The following is a 20,846-nucleotide window of genomic DNA, read 5'->3' on the forward strand; positions in this document are numbered from 1 at the left end:
TGAGAAGCCCGACGGCTAGTCTTCGTCAAAGCCTGCATTAAACAGCTCGATTACCGCCGCCAGCGCTTTCTCTTCATCCGGACCGCTGGCTTCAATTTCAATCTGGCCGCCCTTGGCAGAATCGAGCATTAACAGCGCAATCACGCTGCTGGCTTCGGCTTCTGTCCCGCTCTCATTGCGTAGCAGCACTTCCGCATCAAAACTCTGCACCAGTTCAAAAAGCTTCATTGCCGGACGGGCATGCATACCAAGCTTGTTTTTAATCTCAACCACTTGTTTCACTGTCATGATTTGCGCTTTTCCAGAGTGCGATGACGAGACTGTACATTTTTGCCGCGTGAACGGAAATAGTCGGCCAGCTGTTCGGCTATATAAACCGAACGATGTTTGCCGCCCGTACAGCCAATAGCGACGGTAAGATAGCTACGGTTATTGGTCTCCAGCATGGGCAGCCAAAGCTCAAGATAGCTGCGCGTCTGGTAGATAAAATTATGCACTTCAGTATGGCGATCGAGAAAGGCGGCGACCGGACGATCCAGGCCGGTCATCGGACGCAGTTTAGGATCCCAGTGCGGATTCGGCAGGAAGCGGACGTCAAAAACATAGTCGGCATCAATTGGAATACCGTGCTTAAAGCCGAAGGATTCAAATACCATGGTCAGCTCGCGTTCACGCTTGCCAAGCAGCCGCGTGCGCAGCATCTCGGCCAGTTCGTGCACCGACATCTCTGAGGTATCGACAATCAGATCGGCGCGGGAACGCAGGGGCTCCAGAAGATCGCTCTCTTCATCGATAGCGCTCTCCAGCGAAAGATTTTTGCTGGAAAGAGGGTGCAGTCGGCGCGTATCGCTGTAGCGGCGGATCAACGTGTTGCGATCGGCATCCAGAAACAGCAGCTGGGGAGAAAAGCTGTCGGGCAAGCCGGTCAGGGCTTTTTCAAAAACTTCCGGTGATTCAGGCATGTTACGTACATCAATGCTGACCGCAGCCGACATATTACGATCGGCCAGCGATCTGGCCAGCTCTGGCAGCAGCACCACGGGAAGATTGTCCACGCAGTAAAAGCCCATATCTTCCAGCGCCCGTAAAGCAACGGATTTACCAGAGCCGGAACGCCCGCTGACGATCATCAGCACCATGACTTATTCTCCTGAGTTTAAGCCTTTTCAAAGGGAAAAAGGTTCCCTGACAAACAGCGCTTTGCGCCAGCCTGGCTACTGCTCCGCCGGGGTTTCCGCCATGATTTCAAAAAGCTCTTCGTCGCTTTGCGCCGCCCGCAGTCGCCGACAGACCGTTTTATCGGCCAGGCGTTTTGCTACGAGAGACAGCGTATGCAGATGCGTTTTGCACTGATCGGCAGGGACCAGCAGCGCAAACAGTAAATCCACCGGCTGGTTATCAATGGCATCAAAAGCAATAGGCTGCTCAAGGCGGATAAACACGGCCACCGCGCGCAGCGTATCTTCTACCAGTTTACCGTGCGGGATAGCGATGCCGTTACCTATACCAGTACTTCCCATCCGCTCGCGCGTCAGGATCGCTTCAAAAATGGTCTGATGCGGCAGATTCAGCTGTTTGGCCGCCAGCTCGCTGATAATTTCCAGCGCCCGCTTTTTACTCTGGCAGTGCACGCCATTGCGGGTACAGGAGAGACTCAGTACCGAGCTCAGTTCCAGTTTCAGGTCATTGTTCATCATAGGTTCACTTAATTTTACTTCCGCCTGGCAAAACGGCTCGGCAGGCAGCTCAGGCTGCCTGCGGGCCATCGGTCGAGTGCAACACGCCTTATTGATTAACGGCCCGTCCCCTGCGATAAGAAGACGAGCCGGAACATTTTACGCCACTTTATTAGCAAAGGCGGTGTAAAAATAATCAACAGGTTTTTAAAATTTAATGTTGCTTCAACTTGTCTTTATGTTTATTGAGTTGGCGCACCAGCTTGTCTGTCAGGCCGTCTATCGCCGCGTACATATCTTTTTCTTCCGAGGTGGCATGCAACTCCCCACCGCTGACGTGTAGCGTCGCATCGGCTATCTGCGTCACTCTTTCCACCTTCAGGACAATATAAACCTGCGTAATTCGGTCGGAATATTGCTCCAGCCTGGCGAATTTCGTGGTGACAAATTCGCGTAGCGGCTCGGTGATTTCCACATTCTGCCCGGTAATATTGAGTTGCATAGGCTATTCCTTATCTGTTCGTTCAGACCAGCTGTTTGCGCTGGTTTGAGGGCGGGATGGATAAAGACTCTCGGTACTTCGCAACGGTACGGCGGGCCACCATGATTCCCTGATCGGAAAGCAGCGTGGTCAGCTTGCTGTCGCTAAGAGGCTTGGCGGGATTCTCCGCCGAGATCAATTTTTTCACCAGCGCGCGTATAGCCGTAGAAGAGGCTTCACCTCCGCCTTCGGTATTAACGTGGCTGGAGAAAAAATATTTCAGTTCAAAAATACCGCGCGGGCTGTGCAGGTACTTTTGCGTGGTAACTCGCGATATGGTCGACTCGTGCATATCTACCGCAGAAGCGATATCGGCCAGCACCATAGGACGCATAAACTCTTCGCCTTGCTCAAAGAAAGCCTGCTGCTGATCGACGATACAGCGCGTCACTTTTAGCAGCGTATCGTTGCGGCTTTCAAGGCTTTTAATCAGCCATTTTGCTTCCTGCAGGTTGCTGCGAATAAACTGGCTGTCGCTGTCGCTGCGGTTTCCGGCGCCGAGCGAAGCATAGTGCTGGTTGATGCGCAGACCGGGCACGCTGTCGGCGTTCAGTTCCACCACCCAGCGCTTGCCGATCTTCCGCACCAGCACGTCAGGAATAACGTATTCCGGCTCGCTGGTGTTGATCGACTGACCGGGACGAGGATCGAGCGACTGAATCAGCTGCATGGCGTTTTTCAGCACGTCTTCTTTCAGACGCGTAACGCGCATCAGGCTACGAAAATCGTGATTGGCCAGAAGATCCAAATGATTGCTGACGATCAGTCTGGCTTCCTTCAGCCACGGCGTATCCGCCAAAAACTGTGACAGCTGGACCAGCAGGCAGTCGCGCAGATCGCGTGCGCAGACGCCAACGGGATCAAAACGCTGGATGCGCTTCAGTACCGCTTCTACCTCTTCAGCGGAAACCTCTTCGTCGCCGATGCTTTCCTGAATATCCTGGAGCGAAACGGTGAGGTAGCCGGTGGTATCCACCGCATCGACAATGGCGGTCGCAATGGCGCGATCGGTATCGGTAAAGGGCGTCAGCTCAACCTGCCACATCAGGTAATCCTGCAGCGTCTGGGTCGTTTCTCCCTGATAAACCGGCAGCTCATCGTCGTGATAGTCGGTGCCGGTGCCCGACGGCGTACCGGCGGTGTAAATCTCATCCCAGGTCGCATCGAGCGGCAGCTCTTCCGGCATATCCTTTTGCTCAAGCGCCTCGCGCGTGTCCAGCGCCTCTTTTTCCTGATATTCGCGGCTATCCACTTCTTCATGAAGATCGGTTTGTTCAAGCAGCGGGTTACTTTCCAGCGCCAGCTGAATTTCCTGCTGGAGTTCAAGCGTAGAGAGTTGCAGCAAGCGAATCGCCTGCTGCAGTTGTGGCGTCATGGCAAGCTGTTGGCTAAGCCTGAGCTGCAAACCTTGCTTCATATTCAGGATACGGATTCCTCAAAAAACATCATCAGTCAGGACACCTTATCAGAGTCTGAACTCTTCGCCCAAATAGACTCGCTTAACTTGTTCATCCTCAAGGATCTGTTCGGGTGAACCGTGGGCGATAAGATGGCCCTGGCTAACGATATAAGCGCGCTCGCAAACCGCCAGCGTCTCGCGTACGTTGTGATCGGTGATCAGGACGCCAAGACCGCTGTCGCGCAGGTGTTCAATAATTTTCTTGATATCGATAACCGAAATAGGGTCAACGCCGGCAAAAGGCTCATCCAGCAGAATAAATTTTGGATTGGCCGCCAGCGCCCGGGCAATCTCCACGCGGCGGCGTTCCCCACCGGAAAGCGCCTGGCCCATGCTGTCACGCAGATGGGAGATATGGAACTCATTCATCAGCTCGTTAGCGCGGTCGGTACGTTGCTCCGAGGTCAGATCGTCACGGATCTGTAAGACGGCCATCAGGTTATCAAACACGCTCAGGCGACGAAAAATCGAGGCTTCCTGGGGAAGATAGCCGATGCCGCGACGCGCGCGGGCATGCAGCGGCAGGATACTGATATCTTCATCATCAATAATGATGCGGCCCGCATCGCGAGGCACAATACCAACCACCATGTAGAACGTCGTGGTTTTACCCGCGCCGTTCGGGCCAAGCAGGCCAACGATTTCGCCGGATTTAACCTGCAGGCTAACGTCTTCCACCACGCGGCGGCCTTTGTAGGCCTTAGCAAGATTTTGCGCAATCAAAGTTGCCATAACTTAATTACTCTTTTTGTTTGACTGGGTGCCTTTATCCTGCAGCTGCGAAGGCACCAGCACGGTAGTAACGCGTTTACCGGTATTGCTGCCGTAAGCCTGCATTTTCTGCTCTTTCACCAGATAGGTGATGCGGTCACCCTTCACGTTGCTGTCCAGCTGTTCCAGATAGGCGTTGCCCGTCAGCTCGACAAAATCTTTCGCCAGCTCGTAGTGCATTTTCTGCGCGTGGCCTTTAACCGGTTTACCATTATCCTGCATCTGATAGAAGGTGGCCGGATTACCCCAGGCATCAACGATGGTTTTATTGCTGTCACCATTGGGACGCGTTACCACGACTTTGTCGGCGGTAATTTTAATCGAGCCCTGGGTCACGATGACGTTGCCGGTGAAGGTCGCCACGTTGCCCTGCATGTCCAGCGCCTGGTTTTCGGAATCTACATTGACCGGCTTGTCCGAGTCACCCGTCAGGGCAAAAGCGGGCAGGCTGGCTGCCAGCAGCAGGCCGAGCGTCAAAAACTTAAGGTTGTTTCGCATTCTGAATTTCATAGGAGGTTTTGACCTTTTCAATCAACTCGGCGGTTTTCTTCCGTAAATTGCCACGCATCTTCATGCCGGTAGAGTTAAAGCCATTGCCATACAACGTTACCTGATCTTGTGAGGTAACATCCTGCGTGACAAGGTTTGCTACGGCGTTATCGGTTTTAATTCTTTGCAGCTGGGCGTCCGGGGTCAGACTGTTTAGCTCAACGTGACCATACAGATAGAGCATACGATCCTGCGTGAGTTTTGCTTTGTCTGCCCGCACGGACCAGGTCGGGATTTTATTTTCGTCATAGGTGGTCATGACCGGGTTATCAAACCAGCTCACCGCATCGGCAGAAAAATAGGTCACCTTGTCCGAAACGAGCTTGTAGTTCAGCGCGCCGTCAGGATTATAAACCACCGTACTGGAGGACTGGCTGGTATAGGTCGGCTCCAGAGCGTTATCGGCAACCGGCGCGGGCTTATCCGTATCGGCCAGGTTCCAGCCGATCAATACGATAGCCAGCAGCGCCAGCAGCAGCGTAATCCAACGCCTTGTTTTACTCATACAGACTGCCCTTTGGCCTCATCAAACTTATCCTGTGCGATTAAAATGACATCACAAATTTCGCGAACGGCGCCGCGTCCGCCTGCAATTCGGGTTACGTAATCGGCGCGGGGAAGCAGTACCGGATGGGCATCAGCCACCGTGACGCTCAGGCCGACCTCCGCCATCACCGGCCAGTCAATCAGGTCGTCGCCAATATAGGCGACCTGCTCCGGCTGAAGGGACAGTTTATCCAGAAGTTCGCGGAAGGCCAAAATCTTATCTGACTGGCCCTGGTAAAGATGCGTAATGCCCAGCGTAGCGCAGCGATCTTCCAGCAGCTTCGCTTTGCGGCCGGTGATAATAGCGACTTCTACGTCCGAGGTCAGTAGGCAACGAATGCCATAGCCGTCCCGTACGTTAAAAGCCTTCAGCTCTTCGCCATTGTTGCCCTGGTAGATGATGCCGTCGGACATCACGCCGTCTACGTCACAAATCAACAGTTTAACTTTGCGTGCGCGATCCATTACATCCTGGCTCACGTCGCCATAACAGGTTGTTACCCAGCTTGCGCCAGCGCTCATTTTTTATTCCTTGTTAAACCACGCCGGCACGCAGCATGTCATGCATATGAACGACGCCAATCAGCCGATCGCCGTCGGCTACCAGTAAAACGGTAATATTACGGTTTTGCATCAGGTTAAGCGCGTCAACGGCCAGCGTATTGGGTCTGACCCGGATACCGCCTGACGTCATCACGCTGGCAATGCTGGCATGCTGAATATCCACGCCCATATCGAAAACCCGACGAAGATCGCCATCGGTAAAAATACCTTCGATTTTCATCAGGTCGTCACAGATTACCGTCATACCTAAATTTTTGCGCGTAATCTCAAGCAGCGCGTCGCGCAGCGAAGCGTCACGGCTGACCCGGGGAATTTCATCGCCGCTATGCATAATATCGTCAACGGTCAGCAGCAGCTTACGGCCCAATGCACCGCCCGGATGCGAAAGCGCAAAATCTTCTGCCGTAAAGCCGCGAGCTTTAAGCAGCGCCACCGCCAGCGCATCCCCCATCACCAGCGTTGCCGTGGTGCTGGTGGTCGGCGCCAGGCCAAGCGGACAGGCCTCTTCGGGTACTTTAACACAGAGATGGATATCCGCCGCGCGGCCCATTGCGCTGTCGGGACGGCTGGTCATACAGATAAGCTTTACGCGCAGGCGTTTCAACACGGGGATCAGCGCCAGGATTTCAGAAGACTCGCCGGAATTGGAAATGGCAATAACGATATCGGCCGCGCTGACCATGCCCAGATCGCCATGGCTGGCTTCGGCCGGATGCACAAAAAAAGCGGGCGTGCCGGTGCTGGCAAAGGTTGCCGCCATTTTTTTACCAATGTGGCCCGACTTCCCCATGCCCATCACCACGACTTTTCCCTGACAGCCGTAGATGCTTTCACACGCCAGGGTAAAATCTTCATTGATATACTGGTCAAGCTGTTCCAGACCCTGGCGTTCAATCGTCAGAACGTCTTTTCCCGCCTGCTGAAAATCGAAACCGGGTTGAAGAGGGGCAGGTGCCATAATGTCTATTCCTTTACCAGAAGGTTATCGAAGGCAGCCAGTACAGCATCGCTACCCAGGCAAGAAAGCCGCTCAGCAGCAGCGCGCCCGTGACTCTGCCGATACAGCGGCTTTTCAGGCAAATCAGCATAAACAGCGCGCTGACGCCGAGCATGACCCAGTAGTCGCGAGCAAAGGCATGCATATCGACGGAAGCGGGATGCAGCAGTGCCGGAATGCCGGGGACAAGGGTGAGATTATAGATATTGGAGCCGATCAAATTGCCGACGGCAATATCATCTTCACCTTTCAGCGCGCCGGCAATCACGGTGGCCAACTCCGGCAGGCTGGTGCCGACCGAAACGATAGTCAGGCCGATAACCAGCTCGCTGATACCAAAGAAATTGGCGATAACCGTGACGTTATCAATCACCATGCGGGTAGACATTGGCAGAATGATTAACGCGACCGCCAGCCATAAAAAAGCGACGGTATTGCCGGTATCATCCCGCGGAAGTTCGGCAAGCTGCTCGCGCGTCAGGGAGTCGGTGCCGCCGCGTTCCGCTTTACGGGCAATGGTGATAATAAACACCAGCCAGGCCGCCGCAAGCGCAATCAACAGCAACCCGTCGTTACGGCTGAGCCTGTCATCAAACAGGAGCAGGCCGCAGAGCAGGGTCACCAGCAGCATCAGCGGCAGCTCGCGTACTAATAGCTTAGAATGCAGCGTCAGCGGGTGCATCAGCGCCGCGCCGCCCAGAATCAGCAAAATATTAGTAATATTAGAGCCAATGGCGGTGCCGACTGCGATATCCATCTGGCCATGCACGGCGGCGGAAAAAGAGACGATCAGCTCCGGCAGAGAAGTGCCTATGCTGACGACGGTCATACCGATAATAAGCGGGGGAATGCCAACGGCACGGCACAAAATGGCCGCGCTGAATACCAGACGATCTGCACCATATACCAGCAGGACCAGGCCGATAATCAATAGTGCGGTAGCTACAAGCATGAAATGTCCTTTGATCGGGTATAATCGTCGGCTTGCCTGCGCGACGTAAATAACGGGCCAGCAGAATGGCAGTAAACGCGCTGATTTTGACGATCTGCGAGCAAAAAGTAAAACTTATGCCAACTTTAGACACGTTTGCCGGGTAAGTTTCTGTAAAAGTGTCCAGCCCCGGCGGTTATACGTTACCATCGGTAGAGATGACAGGCCTGAAAAAGAGGATAAGCAGTCACAATGAGCAAGACGGAGACGAATTTGGTGGATGTCCGGGGCGTCAGCTTCGCCCGCGGCGATCGCCCGGTTTTCGATAACATCTCGCTTACGGTGCCGAAAGGGAAAGTCACAGCCATCATGGGCCCTTCAGGCATTGGTAAAACCACGCTGCTGCGTTTGATCGGCGGCCAGCTGCGGCCGGACGCGGGCGAAATTTGGTTTAACGGCGAAAATATTCCCACGCTTTCGCGCTCGCGGCTTTATGAAGCGCGCAAAAAAATGAGCATGCTGTTCCAGTCCGGCGCGCTGTTCACCGACCTGACGGTTTTTGATAACGTCGCCTGGCCGCTGCGCGAACATACGCAGCTGCCGCCGCAGTTATTACACAGCACGGTAATGATGAAGCTGGAAGCGGTAGGCCTGCGCGGCGCGGCGCAGCTGAAGCCTTCCGAGCTGTCCGGCGGGATGGCGCGTCGTGCCGCACTGGCAAGAGCGATTGCGCTGGAGCCGGATCTGATTATGTTCGATGAGCCTTTTGTCGGGCAGGATCCTATTACTATGGGCGTGCTGGTTAAGCTTATTGATGAGCTTAACCATTCGCTGGGAATGACCTGCATCGTGGTATCGCACGATGTGCCAGAAGTTCTCAGCATTGCGGATTACGCTTATATCATCGCCGGTCAGAAAGTTATCGCCCAGGGAACGGCCAGCGGGCTGCGCGAAAATGAAGATGCCCGGGTGCGTCAGTTTATCGATGGTATTGCGGATGGCCCGGTGCCTTTTCGTTTTCCCGCAGGCGACTACCTGCAGGATTTAACCGGTTCAGGGAGTTAATCTGATGTTAATACGTGCACTGGCGTCTGTCGGACGCCAGGGAATCAATACCTGCGCTTCCTTTGGCCGGGCCGGACTGATGCTGTTCCATGCGCTAATCGGCGTGCCGCGCTTTCATAAGCACGCGCCGTTAGTGATTAAACAGCTTTACAGCATTGGCGTCCTGTCGCTGCTGATTATCGTGGTGTCCGGCTTGTTCATCGGAATGGTGCTCGGTTTGCAGGGCTACCTGGTGCTGAACACTTACGGCGCGGACAGCAGCCTTGGCATGCTGGTGGCGCTGTCGCTATTGCGCGAGCTTGGGCCAGTCGTGACGGCGCTGCTGTTTGCGGGCCGCGCAGGTTCAGCGCTAACGGCGGAAATTGGCCTGATGAAAGCGACCGAGCAGCTCTCCAGCATGGAAATGATGGCGGTGGATCCGCTGCGCAGGATCATCTCTCCTCGCTTCTGGGCCGGATTTATCAGTATGCCGCTGCTGACGTTAATTTTTGTTGCGGTGGGGATTATGGGTGGCGCTATTGTCGGCGTGAGCTGGAAAGGCATCGACAGCGGCTTTTTCTGGTCGGCGATGCAAAACGCCGTCGATATCCGCACCGATATTATTAACTGCGTGATAAAAAGCGCTGTTTTTGCCTTTACCGTCACCTGGATTGCGTTATTTAACGGTTATGACGCTGTCCCTACTTCTGAAGGGATTAGTCGGGCGACGACGCGTACCGTAGTGCATGCTTCTCTGGCTGTGCTCGGTTTAGATTTTGTGCTGACGGCACTGATGTTTGGGAACTGATGCAATGCAATCGAAAAAAAGCGAAATTTGGGTAGGGGTCTTTTTACTGTTGGCACTTTGTGCGGCGCTGTTTCTCTGCCTGCGGGTGGCCGATCTTAAATCTTTAGGCAGCGAGCCAACCTGGCGGCTCTATGCAACCTTCGACAACATTGGCGGGCTAAAAAGCGGATCGCCAGTGAAAATCGGCGGCGTAGTGGTGGGGCGCGTAACGGATATCGGGCTGGATGAAAAAACCTATTTACCGCGCGTCTCTATGGATATTGAAGATAAATATAACCAGCTGCCCGACACCAGCTCGCTGGCGGTCAGAACGTCTGGCCTGCTTGGCGAACAGTATCTGGCGCTGAACGTCGGTTTTGACGACCCTGACATGGGAACGGCTATGCTTAAGGACGGCAGTACCATTCAGGACACCAAGTCTGCAATGGTACTGGAAGATCTGATTGGCCAGTTCCTGTACAAAAGCGGCAACGGTAACGACAGTAAAAATGCTGCTGAACCGAACGGCTCTGCGCCAGCCGCCGCGACTAACCCATAAGAGGACCAGTAATGTTTAAACGTTTCCTGATGGTGGCAATGTTAGTTATTGCCCCGATTGCGGCTAATGCCGCCGCAGACCAGACCAATCCTTACAAGCTGATGAATGAAGCAGCGGCAAAAACCTTTACCCGCCTGAAAAGCGAACAGCCTAAAATCAAGCAGGATCCCAACTATCTGCGCCAAATCGTGCGTGAAGAGCTACTGCCTTACGTGCAGATTAAGTACGCTGGCGCGCTGGTGCTGGGCCGTTATTACAAAGAGGCAACGCCTGCCCAGCGCGAAGCCTATTTCAAAGCTTTTGCTGACTATCTGGCTCAGGCCTATGGCCAGGCGCTGGCGCTTTATCATGGTCAAACCTATCAGATTGCACCTGAGCAGCCGTATGGCGACGCTACCATTATTGCTATTCGCGTTTCTATTATCGATCCTAACGGCCGCCCACCGGTTCGCCTGGACTTCCAGTGGCGCAAAAACAGCCGCACGGGTGACTGGCAGGCTTATGACATGATTGCCGAAGGCGTCAGCATGATCTCCACCAAGCAAAATGAATGGGCGGGCGTACTGCGTCAGAAAGGCGTTGACGGTCTGACCAGCGTGCTGGAAAACGCGTCTAAGCAGCCAATCACGCTGGATAAACAGCAGTAATGAACATTAACTGGCGCACCGACGCGAACCGGCTCTATCTGGCTGGCGAACTGGAGCGGGAAACGCTGCTGCCACTCTGGGAGCAGCGCAACAGCGTAATGAAACAGATTGATACCATTGATGTCTCCGCGCTGGAGCGCGTGGACTCCGCTGGTCTGGCGCTGCTGGTGCATCTGCGCCAGACCGCGCTGCAACAGGGAAAAGTGCCGAGTTTTACGGGCATTACGGACAAGCTGCGTTCCCTGATTGCGCTGTATAACCTGCAACAGTTTATTACCTCCGACCGCTAATCTTCATAAGCGGGCCTTTGTCTGAAAAAGCCTCTGCTGCCGCAGAGGCTTTTTTGCCTGTTTAAGACAGCGCCACTTTCCACTAATATGTGTGCCTGTTTATTATCGAGCGAATAAAACATCATGGAAACCAGTGAAATTCAGGCCGTGCTGATGGAGGCGCTGCCTCTTCAGGAAGCCATTGTGACCGGTGATGGCAGCCATTTTCAGGTTATCGCCGTGGGCGAGCTGTTTGGCGAACTGAGCCGCGTGAAGAAGCAGCAGGCGGTCTATGCGCCGCTGATGGCTTATCTTGCTGATAACCGCATTCACGCGCTGTCTATCAAGACCTATACCCCAGAAGAATGGGCTCGCGACCGTAAGCTGAACGGTTTTTAAGCCGCTGTCTTCATCGCGCTTTGCCGTGGTGAAGCGGCCGCACTCTATATCTGATTAATTGAGAGCAGGTTTAATGGATAAATTTCGTGTGCAGGGCCCGACCCGCTTAAGCGGGGAAGTGACTATTTCCGGTGCCAAAAACGCTGCGCTGCCGATTCTTTTCGCTGCTCTGCTGGCGTCTGACCCTGTTGAAATCCAGAACGTCCCGAAACTGAAAGACATCGACACCACCATGAAGCTGCTGAGCCAGCTGGGCGTGAAGGCGACGCGCAATGGTTCTGTGCATCTGGATGCCAGCGACGTCAATATTTACTGCGCGCCTTACGATCTGGTGAAAACGATGCGCGCTTCCATCTGGGCACTTGGCCCGCTGGTGGCACGTTTTGGCCAGGGCCAGGTCTCATTGCCGGGCGGTTGCGCTATCGGCGCTCGTCCTGTTGACCTGCATATTACCGGACTGGAGCAGCTGGGCGCAGAGATCAAGCTGGAAGAGGGCTACGTTAAGGCTTCCGTTGATGGACGCCTGAAGGGCGCACATATCGTGATGGACAAAGTTAGCGTAGGCGCGACCGTGACTATCATGAGCGCCGCCACGCTCGCTACCGGCACCACGGTAATCGAAAACGCTGCGCGCGAGCCGGAGATTGTCGATACGGCAAACTTCCTGAACACGCTGGGTGCAAAAATTACCGGCGCGGGCAGCGATCGCATCACCATTGAAGGCGTAGAGCGTCTGGGCGGCGGCGTTTACCGCGTGCTGCCTGACCGTATTGAAACCGGTACGTTCCTGATTGCGGCCGCGATTTCTGGCGGCAAAGTTGTCTGCCGCGATACGCAGCCGGATACGCTGGATGCGGTACTGGCTAAGCTGCGTGAAGCGGGAGCCGACATCGAAACGGGTAAGGACTGGATAAGTCTTGATATGCACGGCAAGCGGCCAAAAGCGGTTAACTTCCGCACCGCGCCACATCCGGGCTTCCCTACCGATATGCAGGCGCAGTTCAGCCTGATGAATCTGGTTGCAGAAGGGACTGGCGTTATCACCGAAACGATTTTCGAAAATCGCTTTATGCACGTGCCTGAACTCATCCGCATGGGCGCGCACGCGGAGATCGAAAGCAACACGGCAATTTGTCACGGTGTGGAAAAGCTTTCTGGCGCTCAGGTAATGGCGACAGATTTGCGTGCTTCCGCGAGCCTCGTGCTGGCTGGCTGTATCGCAGAAGGCACGACGATTGTGGATCGCATTTACCATATCGATCGCGGCTATGAGCATATTGAAGACAAGCTGAAAGCGCTGGGCGCAAACATCGAACGCATCAGCGGCGATGAGTAAAAGCAGGGTAAAAGGGCGGTAGCGCGCTACCGCCTGAGCGCCGGCATGCCGCTAAAAGCGCATGCTGGCCTGCTTTACGGCGCGCAGGAGGCAGAAATCTGCTTCCCATGCGTTGCCCGCTTTAATTTTTTGAACGGATTAGCTTTTTGCGGTCGAGCAGCTCGTGGGTTACCGGATCGTAATAGCGGCTGGGCCAGATTTCCGCCGGATGAATCATGAGCGCATCGGCAATAATCCACTCTCCCTTCGGCCACGGCCTGAACATTGCGTTAGACAGCGTTGACGAGCTTAATCCGGCATTGCGCGAAACTTCGGCCAGGCTGGTGCCTTTTTTCCGCAATCCCGCAATAATATCCGCCTTATGCCAGTCCTTTTTCTCCTTGACCATCTGTACTTTCCTCCGTGTACGCTTTGCTGTTTTCTGGAAACATCTGACACGAGCTCTGCGCGTGTCCGGCAATGTTTTCACCCATAATGCGAATAAATAAGCTTTTATTTTTAAAATCCGCGCGTCGCTTTATATCAATAACGGGCAAGAAATTTCCAATATTTTTTTACAAGGTTTTGCTTTTTGCGTAGTAGTACGCAAAGTTACGCAACGGCGTGACGAGTTACATCAGAAAGGTGAAGGCGGCAGGCAAAAAGTAACTTATGAGGGGGGGATTGAGTACGGACAGGCGAAGTTAAGCTGCGTCAGGCTACAAAAAGCCGCACCCACGCTACCTTAGCCCGCACCTTTTCTGGCGCGTACGGCAGCGGGAGCTTGACGTTTTTACCGGTGCGAAGCGCGGCAGGTAGCCGCGCTTACGGCATTAAAACTCGCGCTGTACTGACATGTGCGCCAGTGCTTCAAGCGCGCTGCGCCACGGTGACTCCGGCAGGATGCTAAGGCTGGCGATAGCTTTATCCGCCTCGCGCTCTGCTGATTCACGCGTCCACTCCAGAGAACCGCACTGACGCATGGTTTCAAGAACGGGCTCCAGCAAATGGCGGCCGTTGCCCTGTTCTATTGCACCACGGATCATGGCAGCCTGTTCAGGCGTTCCGGTACGCATAGCGTGCAGCAGCGGCAGCGTAGGTTTTCCTTCGCTCAGGTCGTCGCCGACGTTTTTACCCAGCGTTTCCCCATCGGCGCTGTAGTCGAGAAGATCGTCGATAAGCTGGAAAGCCGTGCCGATATAGCGGCCATAATCCTGTAACGCCTTTTCCTGCTCCGGGGTAGCGGAGGCCAGAATCGCGGAGGACTGCGCGGCCGCTTCAAACAGACGGGCGGTCTTGCTGTAAATCACCCGCATGTAGCTTTCTTCGGTGATATCAGGATCGTTGCAGTTCATCAGCTGCAACACTTCACCTTCTGCAATGACGTTGACCGCTTCCGACATCAGCTCCAGCACGCGCAGCGAGCCGATACTGGTCATCATCTGAAAGGCACGCGTATAGATAAAATCACCAACGAGTACGCTGGCCGCGTTACCAAAAGCGGCGTTGGCGGTTGCTTTACCGCGGCGCATGTCAGACTCATCGACCACGTCGTCATGTAACAACGTTGCGGTATGGATGAATTCGATCAGGGCAGCCACGGTAACGTGCTGTTTACCGGAATAATTTAAGGCGCGAGCAGCCAAAACGGCAATCATCGGGCGAATGCGTTTGCCGCCGCCGCTGATGATGTAGTAACCCAGCTGGTTGATGAGAGAAACCTCAGAGTTCAGCTGCTCGAGTATGGTTGCATTGACGTCCGCCATGTCCTGCGCGGTGAGTTCGTTTATCTGTTCTAAGTTCATTAGTCTGTTCAGCTATTGCCCACTATTGCGGCTATGATAAGCGTCTTTACCCGTGCCTGCGGCATGTAATGTATAACAGATTGTACTTGAAAATTGCGGCTGTGAAACATTTGCCTGTGCTTTGCGTTTTTTTTCTGCAATACCCCCTACCAGGCACTTGTCATCGCTTGCGAAGTTGCGTAGAATTCGCGCCCTATTGTGAATATTTATAGCGCAGCCTGACATCAAGAAGGCAAGCGCGAGAGCGGAGTTTATATGTACGCGGTTTTCCAAAGTGGTGGTAAACAACACCGAGTGAGCGAAGGTCAGACCGTTCGCCTGGAAAAGCTGGACATCGCAACCGGCGAAACGATTGAGTTCGACCAGGTTCTGATGATCGCCAACGGCGAAGAAGTGACGATCGGCGCACCTTTAGTTTCAGGCGGCGTGATCAAAGCAGAAATCATTGCTCACGGACGTGGCGACAAAATTAAGATCGTTAAGTTTCGTCGTCGTAAGCACTACCGTAAGCAGCAGGGTCACCGTCAGTGGTTCACTGATGTGAAGATCACTGGCATCAGCGCCTAAGAGGAGATCTGACAAATGGCACATAAAAAGGCTGGCGGTTCCACTCGAAATGGCCGCGATTCCAACGCAAAACGTCTGGGTGTTAAGCGTTTCGGTGGCGAAAGCGTTCTGGCAGGTAGCATCATCGTTCGTCAGCGTGGCACCAAATTCCACGCGGGCACCAACGTAGGCTGCGGCCGTGACCACACCCTGTTTGCTACCGCAAACGGCAAGGTCCAGTTCGAAGTGAAAGGCCCGAACAACCGCAAATACATCAGCATCGTTGCTGAGTAAGGTTTTCGTGCCTGAAAGCGGTACCCGATACCGCTTTTAGCAGCGAATCAAAAAGCCCCGCTATGATTGCGGGGCTTTTTACATTCTGCATTCTGACCCGCATAGCGCGGGTTGCCAGCAAAGCCCTTTGCTGTACAATTTATATTCAGCTGCATGATGTCTTAAAGCGGATCCCTGTCTGGAAAAGACGCGTGGTCTGCGGCACCAGGGATCTGTTATAAGGCCAGCGAGCCACGACGGATCATCCTGCCAGCAGCGGGCAAAATGATTTACGGAGAAGTAACATGAAGTTTGTTGATGAAGCGACGATCCTCGTTGCTGCGGGCGATGGCGGCAATGGCTGCGTCAGCTTCCGTCGTGAAAAATATATTCCCCGGGGCGGACCGGACGGTGGTGATGGCGGCGACGGCGGCGACGTCTACATGCAGGCCGATGAAAACCTGAACACCCTGATCGATTACCGTTTCGAAAAATCTTTCCGCGCTGAACGTGGCCAGAATGGCCAGAGCCGTGACTGTACCGGCAAACGCGGCAAAGACATTATTATTAAAGTGCCTGTTGGCACCCGCATCATCGATCAGGGCACCGGCGAAACGCTGGGCGATATGATGACGCACGGTCAGCAGACCATGGTCGCCAAAGGCGGCTGGCATGGCCTGGGCAACACCCGCTTTAAATCTTCCGTTAACCGTACGCCTCGTCAGAAAACGATGGGCACGCCGGGTGAAAAGCGCGACCTGCAGCTGGAGCTGATGTTGCTGGCCGATGTCGGTATGCTGGGTCTGCCAAACGCAGGTAAATCTACTTTTATTCGCGCCGTTTCTGCTGCGAAGCCTAAAGTCGCCGACTATCCGTTTACCACGCTGGTGCCAAGCCTGGGCGTGGTGCGTATGGATAGCGAGCAAAGCTTTGTGGTAGCCGATATTCCTGGCCTGATTGAAGGCGCTTCTGACGGTGCCGGTCTGGGTATTCGCTTCCTTAAGCACCTTGAGCGCTGCCGCGTGCTGCTGCACACTATTGACCTGGCACCGATTGACGAGTCCGATCCGGTAGAAAATGCCCGTATCATCCTGGGCGAGCTGGAAAAATACAGCGAGAAGCTGTTTAACAAGCCACGCTGGCTGGTTTTCAACAAGGTTGACCTGCTGGACCAGGAAGAAGCTGAATCCCGTGCGAAGGCGATTGCCGAAGCGCTGGGCTGGACGGATAAATATTATCTGATCTCTGCGGCCAACCGCGTCGGCGTTACGCCGCTGTGCTGGGACGTAATGTCCTTCCTGAACGCCAATCCAAAAGAGGCGGAAGTGGAAGAGAAGCAGCCGGAGAAAGTGGAATTCATGTGGGACGACTATCATCGTCAACAGCTGGAAGAAGCTGAAACGGCGGTAGAAGAAGACGACGACTGGGATGAAGACTGGGACGATGAAGACGACGAAGGCGTCGAAATCATCTATCAGCGCTAATCTTGCGGGGCACCTTAGGGTGCCTCTGTTTTTTGCGGCGAACCTTCGCCACCGGAAATTATTCCTTCCCGGTAATAAAGATAATCATTATCATTCTCTCTTGCTGAGGTGCGCGAGGCATACCGCTTCGCCCTGATTGAAAGAGCTTTGAGAATGACTGCTTACGTTCGCCTGCTTTCCCTGATCTGTTTTGCCCTTTCGCTCCTTTCTGTTAGCCCGGCTCGTGCCGAGGGAGGCTGGCCGCGTCATCTCACCAGCGTCAAGGGCGAGATTGTGCTTAAGCAACAACCTGAACGCATTGTCTCCACCAGCGTAACGCTGACCGGCTCGCTGTTAGCGATAGATGCCCCGGTCATTGCCAGTGGCGCAACCATGCCGGGCCATCGTATTGCGGATGGCCAGGGCTTTTTCCGCCAGTGGGGGAAAGTTGCGGTAGCGAAAGGCGTTAAGCGGCTCTACAGCGGCGAGCCAAACCTTGAAGCGATAGCCGCAGAAAATCCCGATCTGATCATCGTTAGCGCGACAGGGAATGACTCTGCGCTGCCGTTTTACGACCGTCTGGCCGCGCTGGCCCCGACGCTGGTTGTCAACTATGACGATAAAAGCTGGCAGGAAGTAGAGCGCGTGCTTGCACAGGCCACCGGCAAAGAGGCCGAGGCGCAAAAGTCGATTCAAAGCTATGCGCAGCGTGAAAAAGAGGTCAAGGCCAGGCTCAGGCTGCCGCCGCAGCCCGTTTCCGCGCTGGTTTATAATCCTCATGCTCATCTGGTAAACCTCTGGACGCCCGAGTCCGCCCAGGGAAAATTGCTGGAGTCGCTTGGCTTCACGCTGGCTAAGCCGTCGGCTATCGTATTACAGGCCAGCCAGCGGCTTAAGCGACGGGATATTATTCCTGTCGCGGGAGAGAACCTGGTCACCGGGCTGACGGGCAACAGCATAATGATGTTCGCCGCTGACGATAACAAAGCGCTGCTGGCCGAGCCGCTGCTTGCAACTTCACCAGCCATTAAAGCTAAGCAGGTTTACACCTTAGGCGAAGACAGCTTTCGTCTGGATTACTATAGCGCCAGCAACGTGCTGACTCGTCTTGAACAGCTTTTCTCCGCAAAATAGCCTGTCCGTGCCCCGGCGTTAGCCAGGGCACAATTCCTTTACTTTACGCGCCATCTCTCAAAATCAGCTGCCTCAATAAGAATGCGATGCATAATCGAATTGATAATAGTTTGCATTTAAAATAATGTATTGCCGCCTGGTGACAAACGTCAGAGCCGTTTGATAACGCTGGCAGGGCGGACAACAACGTATTTCCGCCTTTGAATTCATCTAATTGCCACTGTGGATACGGGCAGGGCGAATTGGCAGGGAATGAGAACGTTGAAAAGACTATCAAGATTATCACTAGCAATTTTACTTGAACTGGGCATGGTCGTGGCAGCGAGCGCGGCAGATACCACGCAGGAAAACACGGCGGCGGCGACGGCAAAAGCGGCCTCCGGCACGACCAGCAACACGGAAGGCGCGACCATGATGGTAACGGCGGAGCAGCAAAACCTGCAGGCACCGGGCGTTTCTACCATCACCTCTGACGAAATAAAAAAACGACCACCTGCCCGCGATCTGTCTGAAATCATCCGCACCATGCCGGGCGTTAACCTGACCGGCAACTCCACCAGCGGCCAGCGCGGCAACAATCGCCAGATTGATATTCGCGGCATGGGTCCGGAAAACACCCTAATCCTGATTGACGGCATGCCGGTTGCCAGCCGCAACTCGGTACGTTTGGGCTGGCGTGGTGAACGCGATACGCGCGGCGATACCAACTGGGTGCCGCCAGAGATGGTTGACCATATTGAAGTCATCAGGGGCCCGGCCGCCGCGCGTTATGGCAACGGTGCCGCGGGCGGCGTGGTCAATATCATTACCAAACAGACCAGCAACGAATGGCACGGCTCCTGGAACACTTATCTGAATATGCCGGAGCATAAATCAGAAGGATCGACCAAACGCTCGAACTTCTCCCTTACCGGCCCGTTAGGGGATGACGTTACCTTCTCGTTGTGGGGCAACCTGAGCAAGACGCAGGCTGACGCGCAATATATCAATGAAGGCCATCAGTCGCTGCGAACCGGCAGCTATGCCGATACCGTGCCGGCAGGACGTGAAGGCGTGGTGAATAAAGATATTCACGGCAAGCTGCGCTGGGAATTCGCGCCAAACCAGAATCTGGAATTCAGCGCCGGTTACAGTCGTCAGGGCAATCTCTATGCGGGCGATACGCAGAACACTAATACCAGCGCGCTGGTGAAGAGCGAATACGGTGATGAAACTAACCGCCTGTACCGTCAGGATTACGCGGTTAACTGGACGGGCGTTTGGGACAACGGCGTTAGCACGCGCACCTATGCCCAGTATGAAAACACGCGCAACTCACGTATGAACGAAGGTTTAGCAGGCGGAACGGAGGGGATCTTCTCCGACAGCGGCTTCTCTACCATCGAACTCAATGATGTGCTGCTGCACAGTGAAGTCAGCATACCGTTTGAGTTTTTAGTTAACCAGACTGCCACGCTGGGAACCGAATGGAACCAGCAGCGCATGAAGGATGGCGCTTCTAATACCCAGGCGCTCTCTGGCGGCGCTATTGACGGCATCAGCAGCACTAATCGCAGCCCTTACTCTTCTGCACAAATTTTCTCGCTGTTCGCGGAAGACAACATGGAGCTGACTGACAGCACCACGCTGGTGCCTGGTCTGCGTTTCGATCATCACAGCATTGTCGGCAACAACTGGAGCCCTTCGCTTAACCTGTCGCAGGCGCTGGACGATGACTTTACGCTGAAGCTGGGTATCGCCAGAGCCTATAAAGCGCCAAGCCTGTACCAGACTAACCCTAACTACGTGCTTTACAGCCGGGGTCAGGGCTGCGCTGACAGCGCCGGTGCCTGTTATCTGATGGGCAACGACGATCTCAAAGCCGAAACCAGCATCAACAAAGAAGTTGGCGTGGAGTACAAGCATGAAGGCTATCAGGCCGGTCTGACCTGGTTCCGCAATGACTATCGTAACAAGATTGAATCAGGCTATGAGCCATCCGGCTCAACCGGCAGTACCGATATCTATAAGTGGGAAAACGTGCCGAAAGCGGTAGTAGAAGGTCTGGAAGGAACAGTAAACCTGCCGGTCACGGAAGCTATTACCTGGAACAATAACCTGACCTATATGCTGCAAAGTAAGAATAAAACCACGGGTGACCGCCTGTCGATTATCCCGCAATATACCCTGAACTCCACGCTGTCCTGGCAGGCGACGCAGGATCTGTCGCTGCAAACAACCTTTACCTGGTACGGCCGTCAGACGCCGAAGAAGTACAACTACAAGGGCGAGGCGGTCAGCGGCACGGAGAAATCAACGGTGAGTCCTTACTCTATTCTGGGCCTGAGCGGCACCTATGCGGTGAACAAGTATGCCAGCGTAACGCTGGGCGTGGATAACCTGTTCGACAAGCGTCATTTCCGTGAAGGCAATGCGCAAACGACAGGAAATTCAACGACCGGGGCTTACATGTATGGCGCTGGTGCTAACACCTATAACGAGTCGGGCCGTACTTACTATATGAGCCTGAATACGCACTTCTGATTTCATTAAGGCACAGGCCCGCAATATTGCGGGCCTGTAACATCCAAC

25 protein-coding genes are annotated in these 20,846 nt (G+C 54.3%); 12 read left to right on the plus strand and 13 right to left on the minus strand.

All coding sequences use genetic code 11. The features are described 5' to 3' along the window. Nucleotides 1–15: 15 nt before the first annotated feature. From npr to KUE00_RS10475, 11 genes are all read right to left on the minus strand, one after another. Nucleotides 16–288: a PTS phosphocarrier protein NPr gene (npr, locus tag KUE00_RS10425; protein ID WP_246759807.1), complete on the minus strand. Its 273-nt coding sequence runs from the start codon at nt 286–288 to the stop codon at nt 16–18. Further along, nucleotides 285–1,139, minus strand: coding sequence for an RNase adapter RapZ (gene rapZ, locus KUE00_RS10430; RefSeq protein ID WP_246759808.1), 855 nt, complete (start codon nt 1,137–1,139; stop codon nt 285–287). Before rapZ ends, npr begins: the two co-directional genes overlap by 4 nt. 75 nt (nt 1,140–1,214) lie before the next feature. Continuing rightward, entirely contained in the window at nt 1,215–1,694 is a 480-nt protein-coding gene (gene ptsN / locus KUE00_RS10435) for a PTS IIA-like nitrogen regulatory protein PtsN (protein WP_246760115.1), read from the minus strand. A gap of 196 nt (nt 1,695–1,890) precedes the next feature. Then, nucleotides 1,891–2,178 carry a ribosome hibernation promoting factor gene (gene hpf / locus KUE00_RS10440; RefSeq protein WP_246759809.1) on the minus strand — a complete coding sequence of 96 codons (288 nt, stop codon included), beginning with the start codon at nt 2,176–2,178 and terminating at the stop codon, nt 1,891–1,893. Nucleotides 2,179–2,200: 22 nt separating this feature from the next. Next, complete coding sequence (rpoN, locus tag KUE00_RS10445) at nt 2,201–3,634, minus strand: RNA polymerase factor sigma-54 (protein ID WP_246759810.1); 1,434 nt, start codon at nt 3,632–3,634, stop codon at nt 2,201–2,203. A gap of 48 nt (nt 3,635–3,682) precedes the next feature. Then, nucleotides 3,683–4,408 carry an LPS export ABC transporter ATP-binding protein gene (lptB, locus tag KUE00_RS10450; protein ID WP_246759811.1) on the minus strand — a complete coding sequence of 242 codons (726 nt, stop codon included), beginning with the start codon at nt 4,406–4,408 and terminating at the stop codon, nt 3,683–3,685. Between the two features lie 3 nt (nt 4,409–4,411). Then, the gene (gene lptA / locus KUE00_RS10455; RefSeq protein WP_246759812.1) at nt 4,412–4,957 is read right to left on the minus strand and encodes a lipopolysaccharide ABC transporter substrate-binding protein LptA; all 546 of its coding nucleotides are present in this window, start codon (nt 4,955–4,957) and stop codon (nt 4,412–4,414) included. Continuing rightward, on the minus strand, nt 4,929–5,501 hold the full coding sequence (lptC, locus tag KUE00_RS10460; protein ID WP_246759813.1) for an LPS export ABC transporter periplasmic protein LptC: 573 nt from the start codon (nt 5,499–5,501) through the stop codon (nt 4,929–4,931). Before lptC ends, lptA begins: the two co-directional genes overlap by 29 nt. Beyond that, entirely contained in the window at nt 5,498–6,064 is a 567-nt protein-coding gene (gene kdsC, locus KUE00_RS10465) for a 3-deoxy-manno-octulosonate-8-phosphatase KdsC (RefSeq protein ID WP_246759814.1), read from the minus strand. The genes lptC and kdsC overlap by 4 nt, the downstream gene beginning before the upstream one ends. 13 nt (nt 6,065–6,077) lie before the next feature. Then, nucleotides 6,078–7,064, minus strand: coding sequence for an arabinose-5-phosphate isomerase KdsD (gene kdsD, locus KUE00_RS10470; protein ID WP_246759815.1), 987 nt, complete (start codon nt 7,062–7,064; stop codon nt 6,078–6,080). Nucleotides 7,065–7,077: 13 nt separating this feature from the next. Continuing rightward, entirely contained in the window at nt 7,078–8,055 is a 978-nt protein-coding gene (locus KUE00_RS10475; RefSeq protein ID WP_246759816.1) for a calcium/sodium antiporter, read from the minus strand. Nucleotides 8,056–8,286: 231 nt separating this feature from the next. Here KUE00_RS10475 and mlaF point away from each other — a divergent pair, with 231 nt between their 5' ends. The 7 genes from mlaF to murA all read left to right on the plus strand — a co-directional run bounded on the left by mlaF (nt 8,287) and on the right by murA (nt 13,075). Continuing rightward, a complete protein-coding gene (mlaF, locus tag KUE00_RS10480; RefSeq protein ID WP_246759817.1) occupies nt 8,287–9,099 on the plus strand; it encodes a phospholipid ABC transporter ATP-binding protein MlaF in 813 nt (270 codons plus the stop codon). Between the two features lie 4 nt (nt 9,100–9,103). After that, nucleotides 9,104–9,886 (plus strand): lipid asymmetry maintenance ABC transporter permease subunit MlaE, encoded by a 783-nt coding sequence (mlaE, locus tag KUE00_RS10485; RefSeq protein WP_246759818.1) that lies wholly within the window; start codon nt 9,104–9,106, stop codon nt 9,884–9,886. A 4-nt stretch (nt 9,887–9,890) separates the two neighbouring features. Beyond that, entirely contained in the window at nt 9,891–10,424 is a 534-nt protein-coding gene (gene mlaD, locus KUE00_RS10490) for an outer membrane lipid asymmetry maintenance protein MlaD (protein ID WP_246759819.1), read from the plus strand. 11 nt (nt 10,425–10,435) lie between these two features. Continuing rightward, nucleotides 10,436–11,071 (plus strand): phospholipid-binding protein MlaC, encoded by a 636-nt coding sequence (mlaC, locus tag KUE00_RS10495; RefSeq protein WP_246759820.1) that lies wholly within the window; start codon nt 10,436–10,438, stop codon nt 11,069–11,071. Beyond that, nucleotides 11,071–11,361 (plus strand): lipid asymmetry maintenance protein MlaB, encoded by a 291-nt coding sequence (gene mlaB / locus KUE00_RS10500; RefSeq protein WP_246759821.1) that lies wholly within the window; start codon nt 11,071–11,073, stop codon nt 11,359–11,361. Before mlaC ends, mlaB begins: the two co-directional genes overlap by 1 nt. 123 nt (nt 11,362–11,484) lie before the next feature. Next, nucleotides 11,485–11,739, plus strand: coding sequence for a BolA family iron metabolism protein IbaG (gene ibaG, locus KUE00_RS10505; RefSeq protein WP_246759823.1), 255 nt, complete (start codon nt 11,485–11,487; stop codon nt 11,737–11,739). Between the two features lie 73 nt (nt 11,740–11,812). Then, entirely contained in the window at nt 11,813–13,075 is a 1,263-nt protein-coding gene (murA, locus tag KUE00_RS10510; protein WP_246759825.1) for a UDP-N-acetylglucosamine 1-carboxyvinyltransferase, read from the plus strand. 121 nt (nt 13,076–13,196) lie between these two features. On the opposite strand, the gene KUE00_RS10515 is transcribed toward murA, so the two are convergent. Together KUE00_RS10515 and ispB are read right to left on the minus strand one after the other, a co-directional pair. Further along, nucleotides 13,197–13,463: a helix-turn-helix domain-containing protein gene (locus tag KUE00_RS10515; protein ID WP_246759827.1), complete on the minus strand. Its 267-nt coding sequence runs from the start codon at nt 13,461–13,463 to the stop codon at nt 13,197–13,199. A gap of 424 nt (nt 13,464–13,887) precedes the next feature. Continuing rightward, nucleotides 13,888–14,859: an octaprenyl diphosphate synthase gene (gene ispB, locus KUE00_RS10520; RefSeq protein ID WP_246759829.1), complete on the minus strand. Its 972-nt coding sequence runs from the start codon at nt 14,857–14,859 to the stop codon at nt 13,888–13,890. A 255-nt stretch (nt 14,860–15,114) separates the two neighbouring features. Between ispB and rplU the strand changes: the two genes are divergently transcribed. The 5 genes from rplU (at nt 15,115) to KUE00_RS10545 (ending at nt 20,798) form a co-directional block, all read left to right on the plus strand. Beyond that, nucleotides 15,115–15,426: a 50S ribosomal protein L21 gene (gene rplU, locus KUE00_RS10525; protein ID WP_125287102.1), complete on the plus strand. Its 312-nt coding sequence runs from the start codon at nt 15,115–15,117 to the stop codon at nt 15,424–15,426. A 15-nt stretch (nt 15,427–15,441) separates the two neighbouring features. After that, nucleotides 15,442–15,699 (plus strand): 50S ribosomal protein L27, encoded by a 258-nt coding sequence (rpmA, locus tag KUE00_RS10530; RefSeq protein WP_013204035.1) that lies wholly within the window; start codon nt 15,442–15,444, stop codon nt 15,697–15,699. Nucleotides 15,700–15,983: 284 nt separating this feature from the next. Next, entirely contained in the window at nt 15,984–17,162 is a 1,179-nt protein-coding gene (gene cgtA / locus KUE00_RS10535; RefSeq protein ID WP_246759830.1) for an Obg family GTPase CgtA, read from the plus strand. 153 nt (nt 17,163–17,315) lie between these two features. After that, nucleotides 17,316–18,275, plus strand: a complete 960-nt coding sequence (fepB, locus tag KUE00_RS10540; protein WP_246759832.1) for a Fe2+-enterobactin ABC transporter substrate-binding protein — start codon at nt 17,316–17,318, stop codon at nt 18,273–18,275. 261 nt (nt 18,276–18,536) lie between these two features. Then, nucleotides 18,537–20,798 (plus strand): TonB-dependent siderophore receptor, encoded by a 2,262-nt coding sequence (locus tag KUE00_RS10545; protein ID WP_281434575.1) that lies wholly within the window; start codon nt 18,537–18,539, stop codon nt 20,796–20,798. Nucleotides 20,799–20,846: the final 48 nt, after the last annotated feature.

The sequence above is a fragment of the Erwinia phyllosphaerae genome, assembly GCF_019132875.1.
GTDB lineage: Bacteria > Pseudomonadota > Gammaproteobacteria > Enterobacterales > Enterobacteriaceae > Erwinia > Erwinia phyllosphaerae.

Excerpts from the sequence above, each read along its gene's own strand:
- npr (WP_246759807.1), bottom strand. The coding sequence starts at position 288 with ATGACAGTGAAACAAGTGGTTGAGATTAAAAACAAGCTTGGTATGCAT.
- rapZ (WP_246759808.1), bottom strand. The coding sequence starts at position 1,139 with ATGGTGCTGATGATCGTCAGCGGGCGTTCCGGCTCTGGTAAATCCGTT.
- ptsN (WP_246760115.1), bottom strand. The coding sequence starts at position 1,694 with ATGAACAATGACCTGAAACTGGAACTGAGCTCGGTACTGAGTCTCTCC.
- hpf (WP_246759809.1), bottom strand. The coding sequence starts at position 2,178 with ATGCAACTCAATATTACCGGGCAGAATGTGGAAATCACCGAGCCGCTA.
- rpoN (WP_246759810.1), bottom strand. The coding sequence starts at position 3,634 with ATGAAGCAAGGTTTGCAGCTCAGGCTTAGCCAACAGCTTGCCATGACG.
- lptB (WP_246759811.1), bottom strand. The coding sequence starts at position 4,408 with ATGGCAACTTTGATTGCGCAAAATCTTGCTAAGGCCTACAAAGGCCGC.
- lptA (WP_246759812.1), bottom strand. The coding sequence starts at position 4,957 with ATGAAATTCAGAATGCGAAACAACCTTAAGTTTTTGACGCTCGGCCTG.
- lptC (WP_246759813.1), bottom strand. The coding sequence starts at position 5,501 with ATGAGTAAAACAAGGCGTTGGATTACGCTGCTGCTGGCGCTGCTGGCT.
- kdsC (WP_246759814.1), bottom strand. The coding sequence starts at position 6,064 with ATGAGCGCTGGCGCAAGCTGGGTAACAACCTGTTATGGCGACGTGAGC.
- kdsD (WP_246759815.1), bottom strand. The coding sequence starts at position 7,064 with ATGGCACCTGCCCCTCTTCAACCCGGTTTCGATTTTCAGCAGGCGGGA.
- KUE00_RS10475 (WP_246759816.1), bottom strand. The coding sequence starts at position 8,055 with ATGCTTGTAGCTACCGCACTATTGATTATCGGCCTGGTCCTGCTGGTA.
- mlaF (WP_246759817.1), top strand. The coding sequence starts at position 8,287 with ATGAGCAAGACGGAGACGAATTTGGTGGATGTCCGGGGCGTCAGCTTC.
- mlaE (WP_246759818.1), top strand. The coding sequence starts at position 9,104 with ATGTTAATACGTGCACTGGCGTCTGTCGGACGCCAGGGAATCAATACC.
- mlaD (WP_246759819.1), top strand. The coding sequence starts at position 9,891 with ATGCAATCGAAAAAAAGCGAAATTTGGGTAGGGGTCTTTTTACTGTTG.
- mlaC (WP_246759820.1), top strand. The coding sequence starts at position 10,436 with ATGTTTAAACGTTTCCTGATGGTGGCAATGTTAGTTATTGCCCCGATT.
- mlaB (WP_246759821.1), top strand. The coding sequence starts at position 11,071 with ATGAACATTAACTGGCGCACCGACGCGAACCGGCTCTATCTGGCTGGC.
- ibaG (WP_246759823.1), top strand. The coding sequence starts at position 11,485 with ATGGAAACCAGTGAAATTCAGGCCGTGCTGATGGAGGCGCTGCCTCTT.
- murA (WP_246759825.1), top strand. The coding sequence starts at position 11,813 with ATGGATAAATTTCGTGTGCAGGGCCCGACCCGCTTAAGCGGGGAAGTG.
- KUE00_RS10515 (WP_246759827.1), bottom strand. The coding sequence starts at position 13,463 with ATGGTCAAGGAGAAAAAGGACTGGCATAAGGCGGATATTATTGCGGGA.
- ispB (WP_246759829.1), bottom strand. The coding sequence starts at position 14,859 with ATGAACTTAGAACAGATAAACGAACTCACCGCGCAGGACATGGCGGAC.
- rplU (WP_125287102.1), top strand. The coding sequence starts at position 15,115 with ATGTACGCGGTTTTCCAAAGTGGTGGTAAACAACACCGAGTGAGCGAA.
- rpmA (WP_013204035.1), top strand. The coding sequence starts at position 15,442 with ATGGCACATAAAAAGGCTGGCGGTTCCACTCGAAATGGCCGCGATTCC.
- cgtA (WP_246759830.1), top strand. The coding sequence starts at position 15,984 with ATGAAGTTTGTTGATGAAGCGACGATCCTCGTTGCTGCGGGCGATGGC.
- fepB (WP_246759832.1), top strand. The coding sequence starts at position 17,316 with ATGACTGCTTACGTTCGCCTGCTTTCCCTGATCTGTTTTGCCCTTTCG.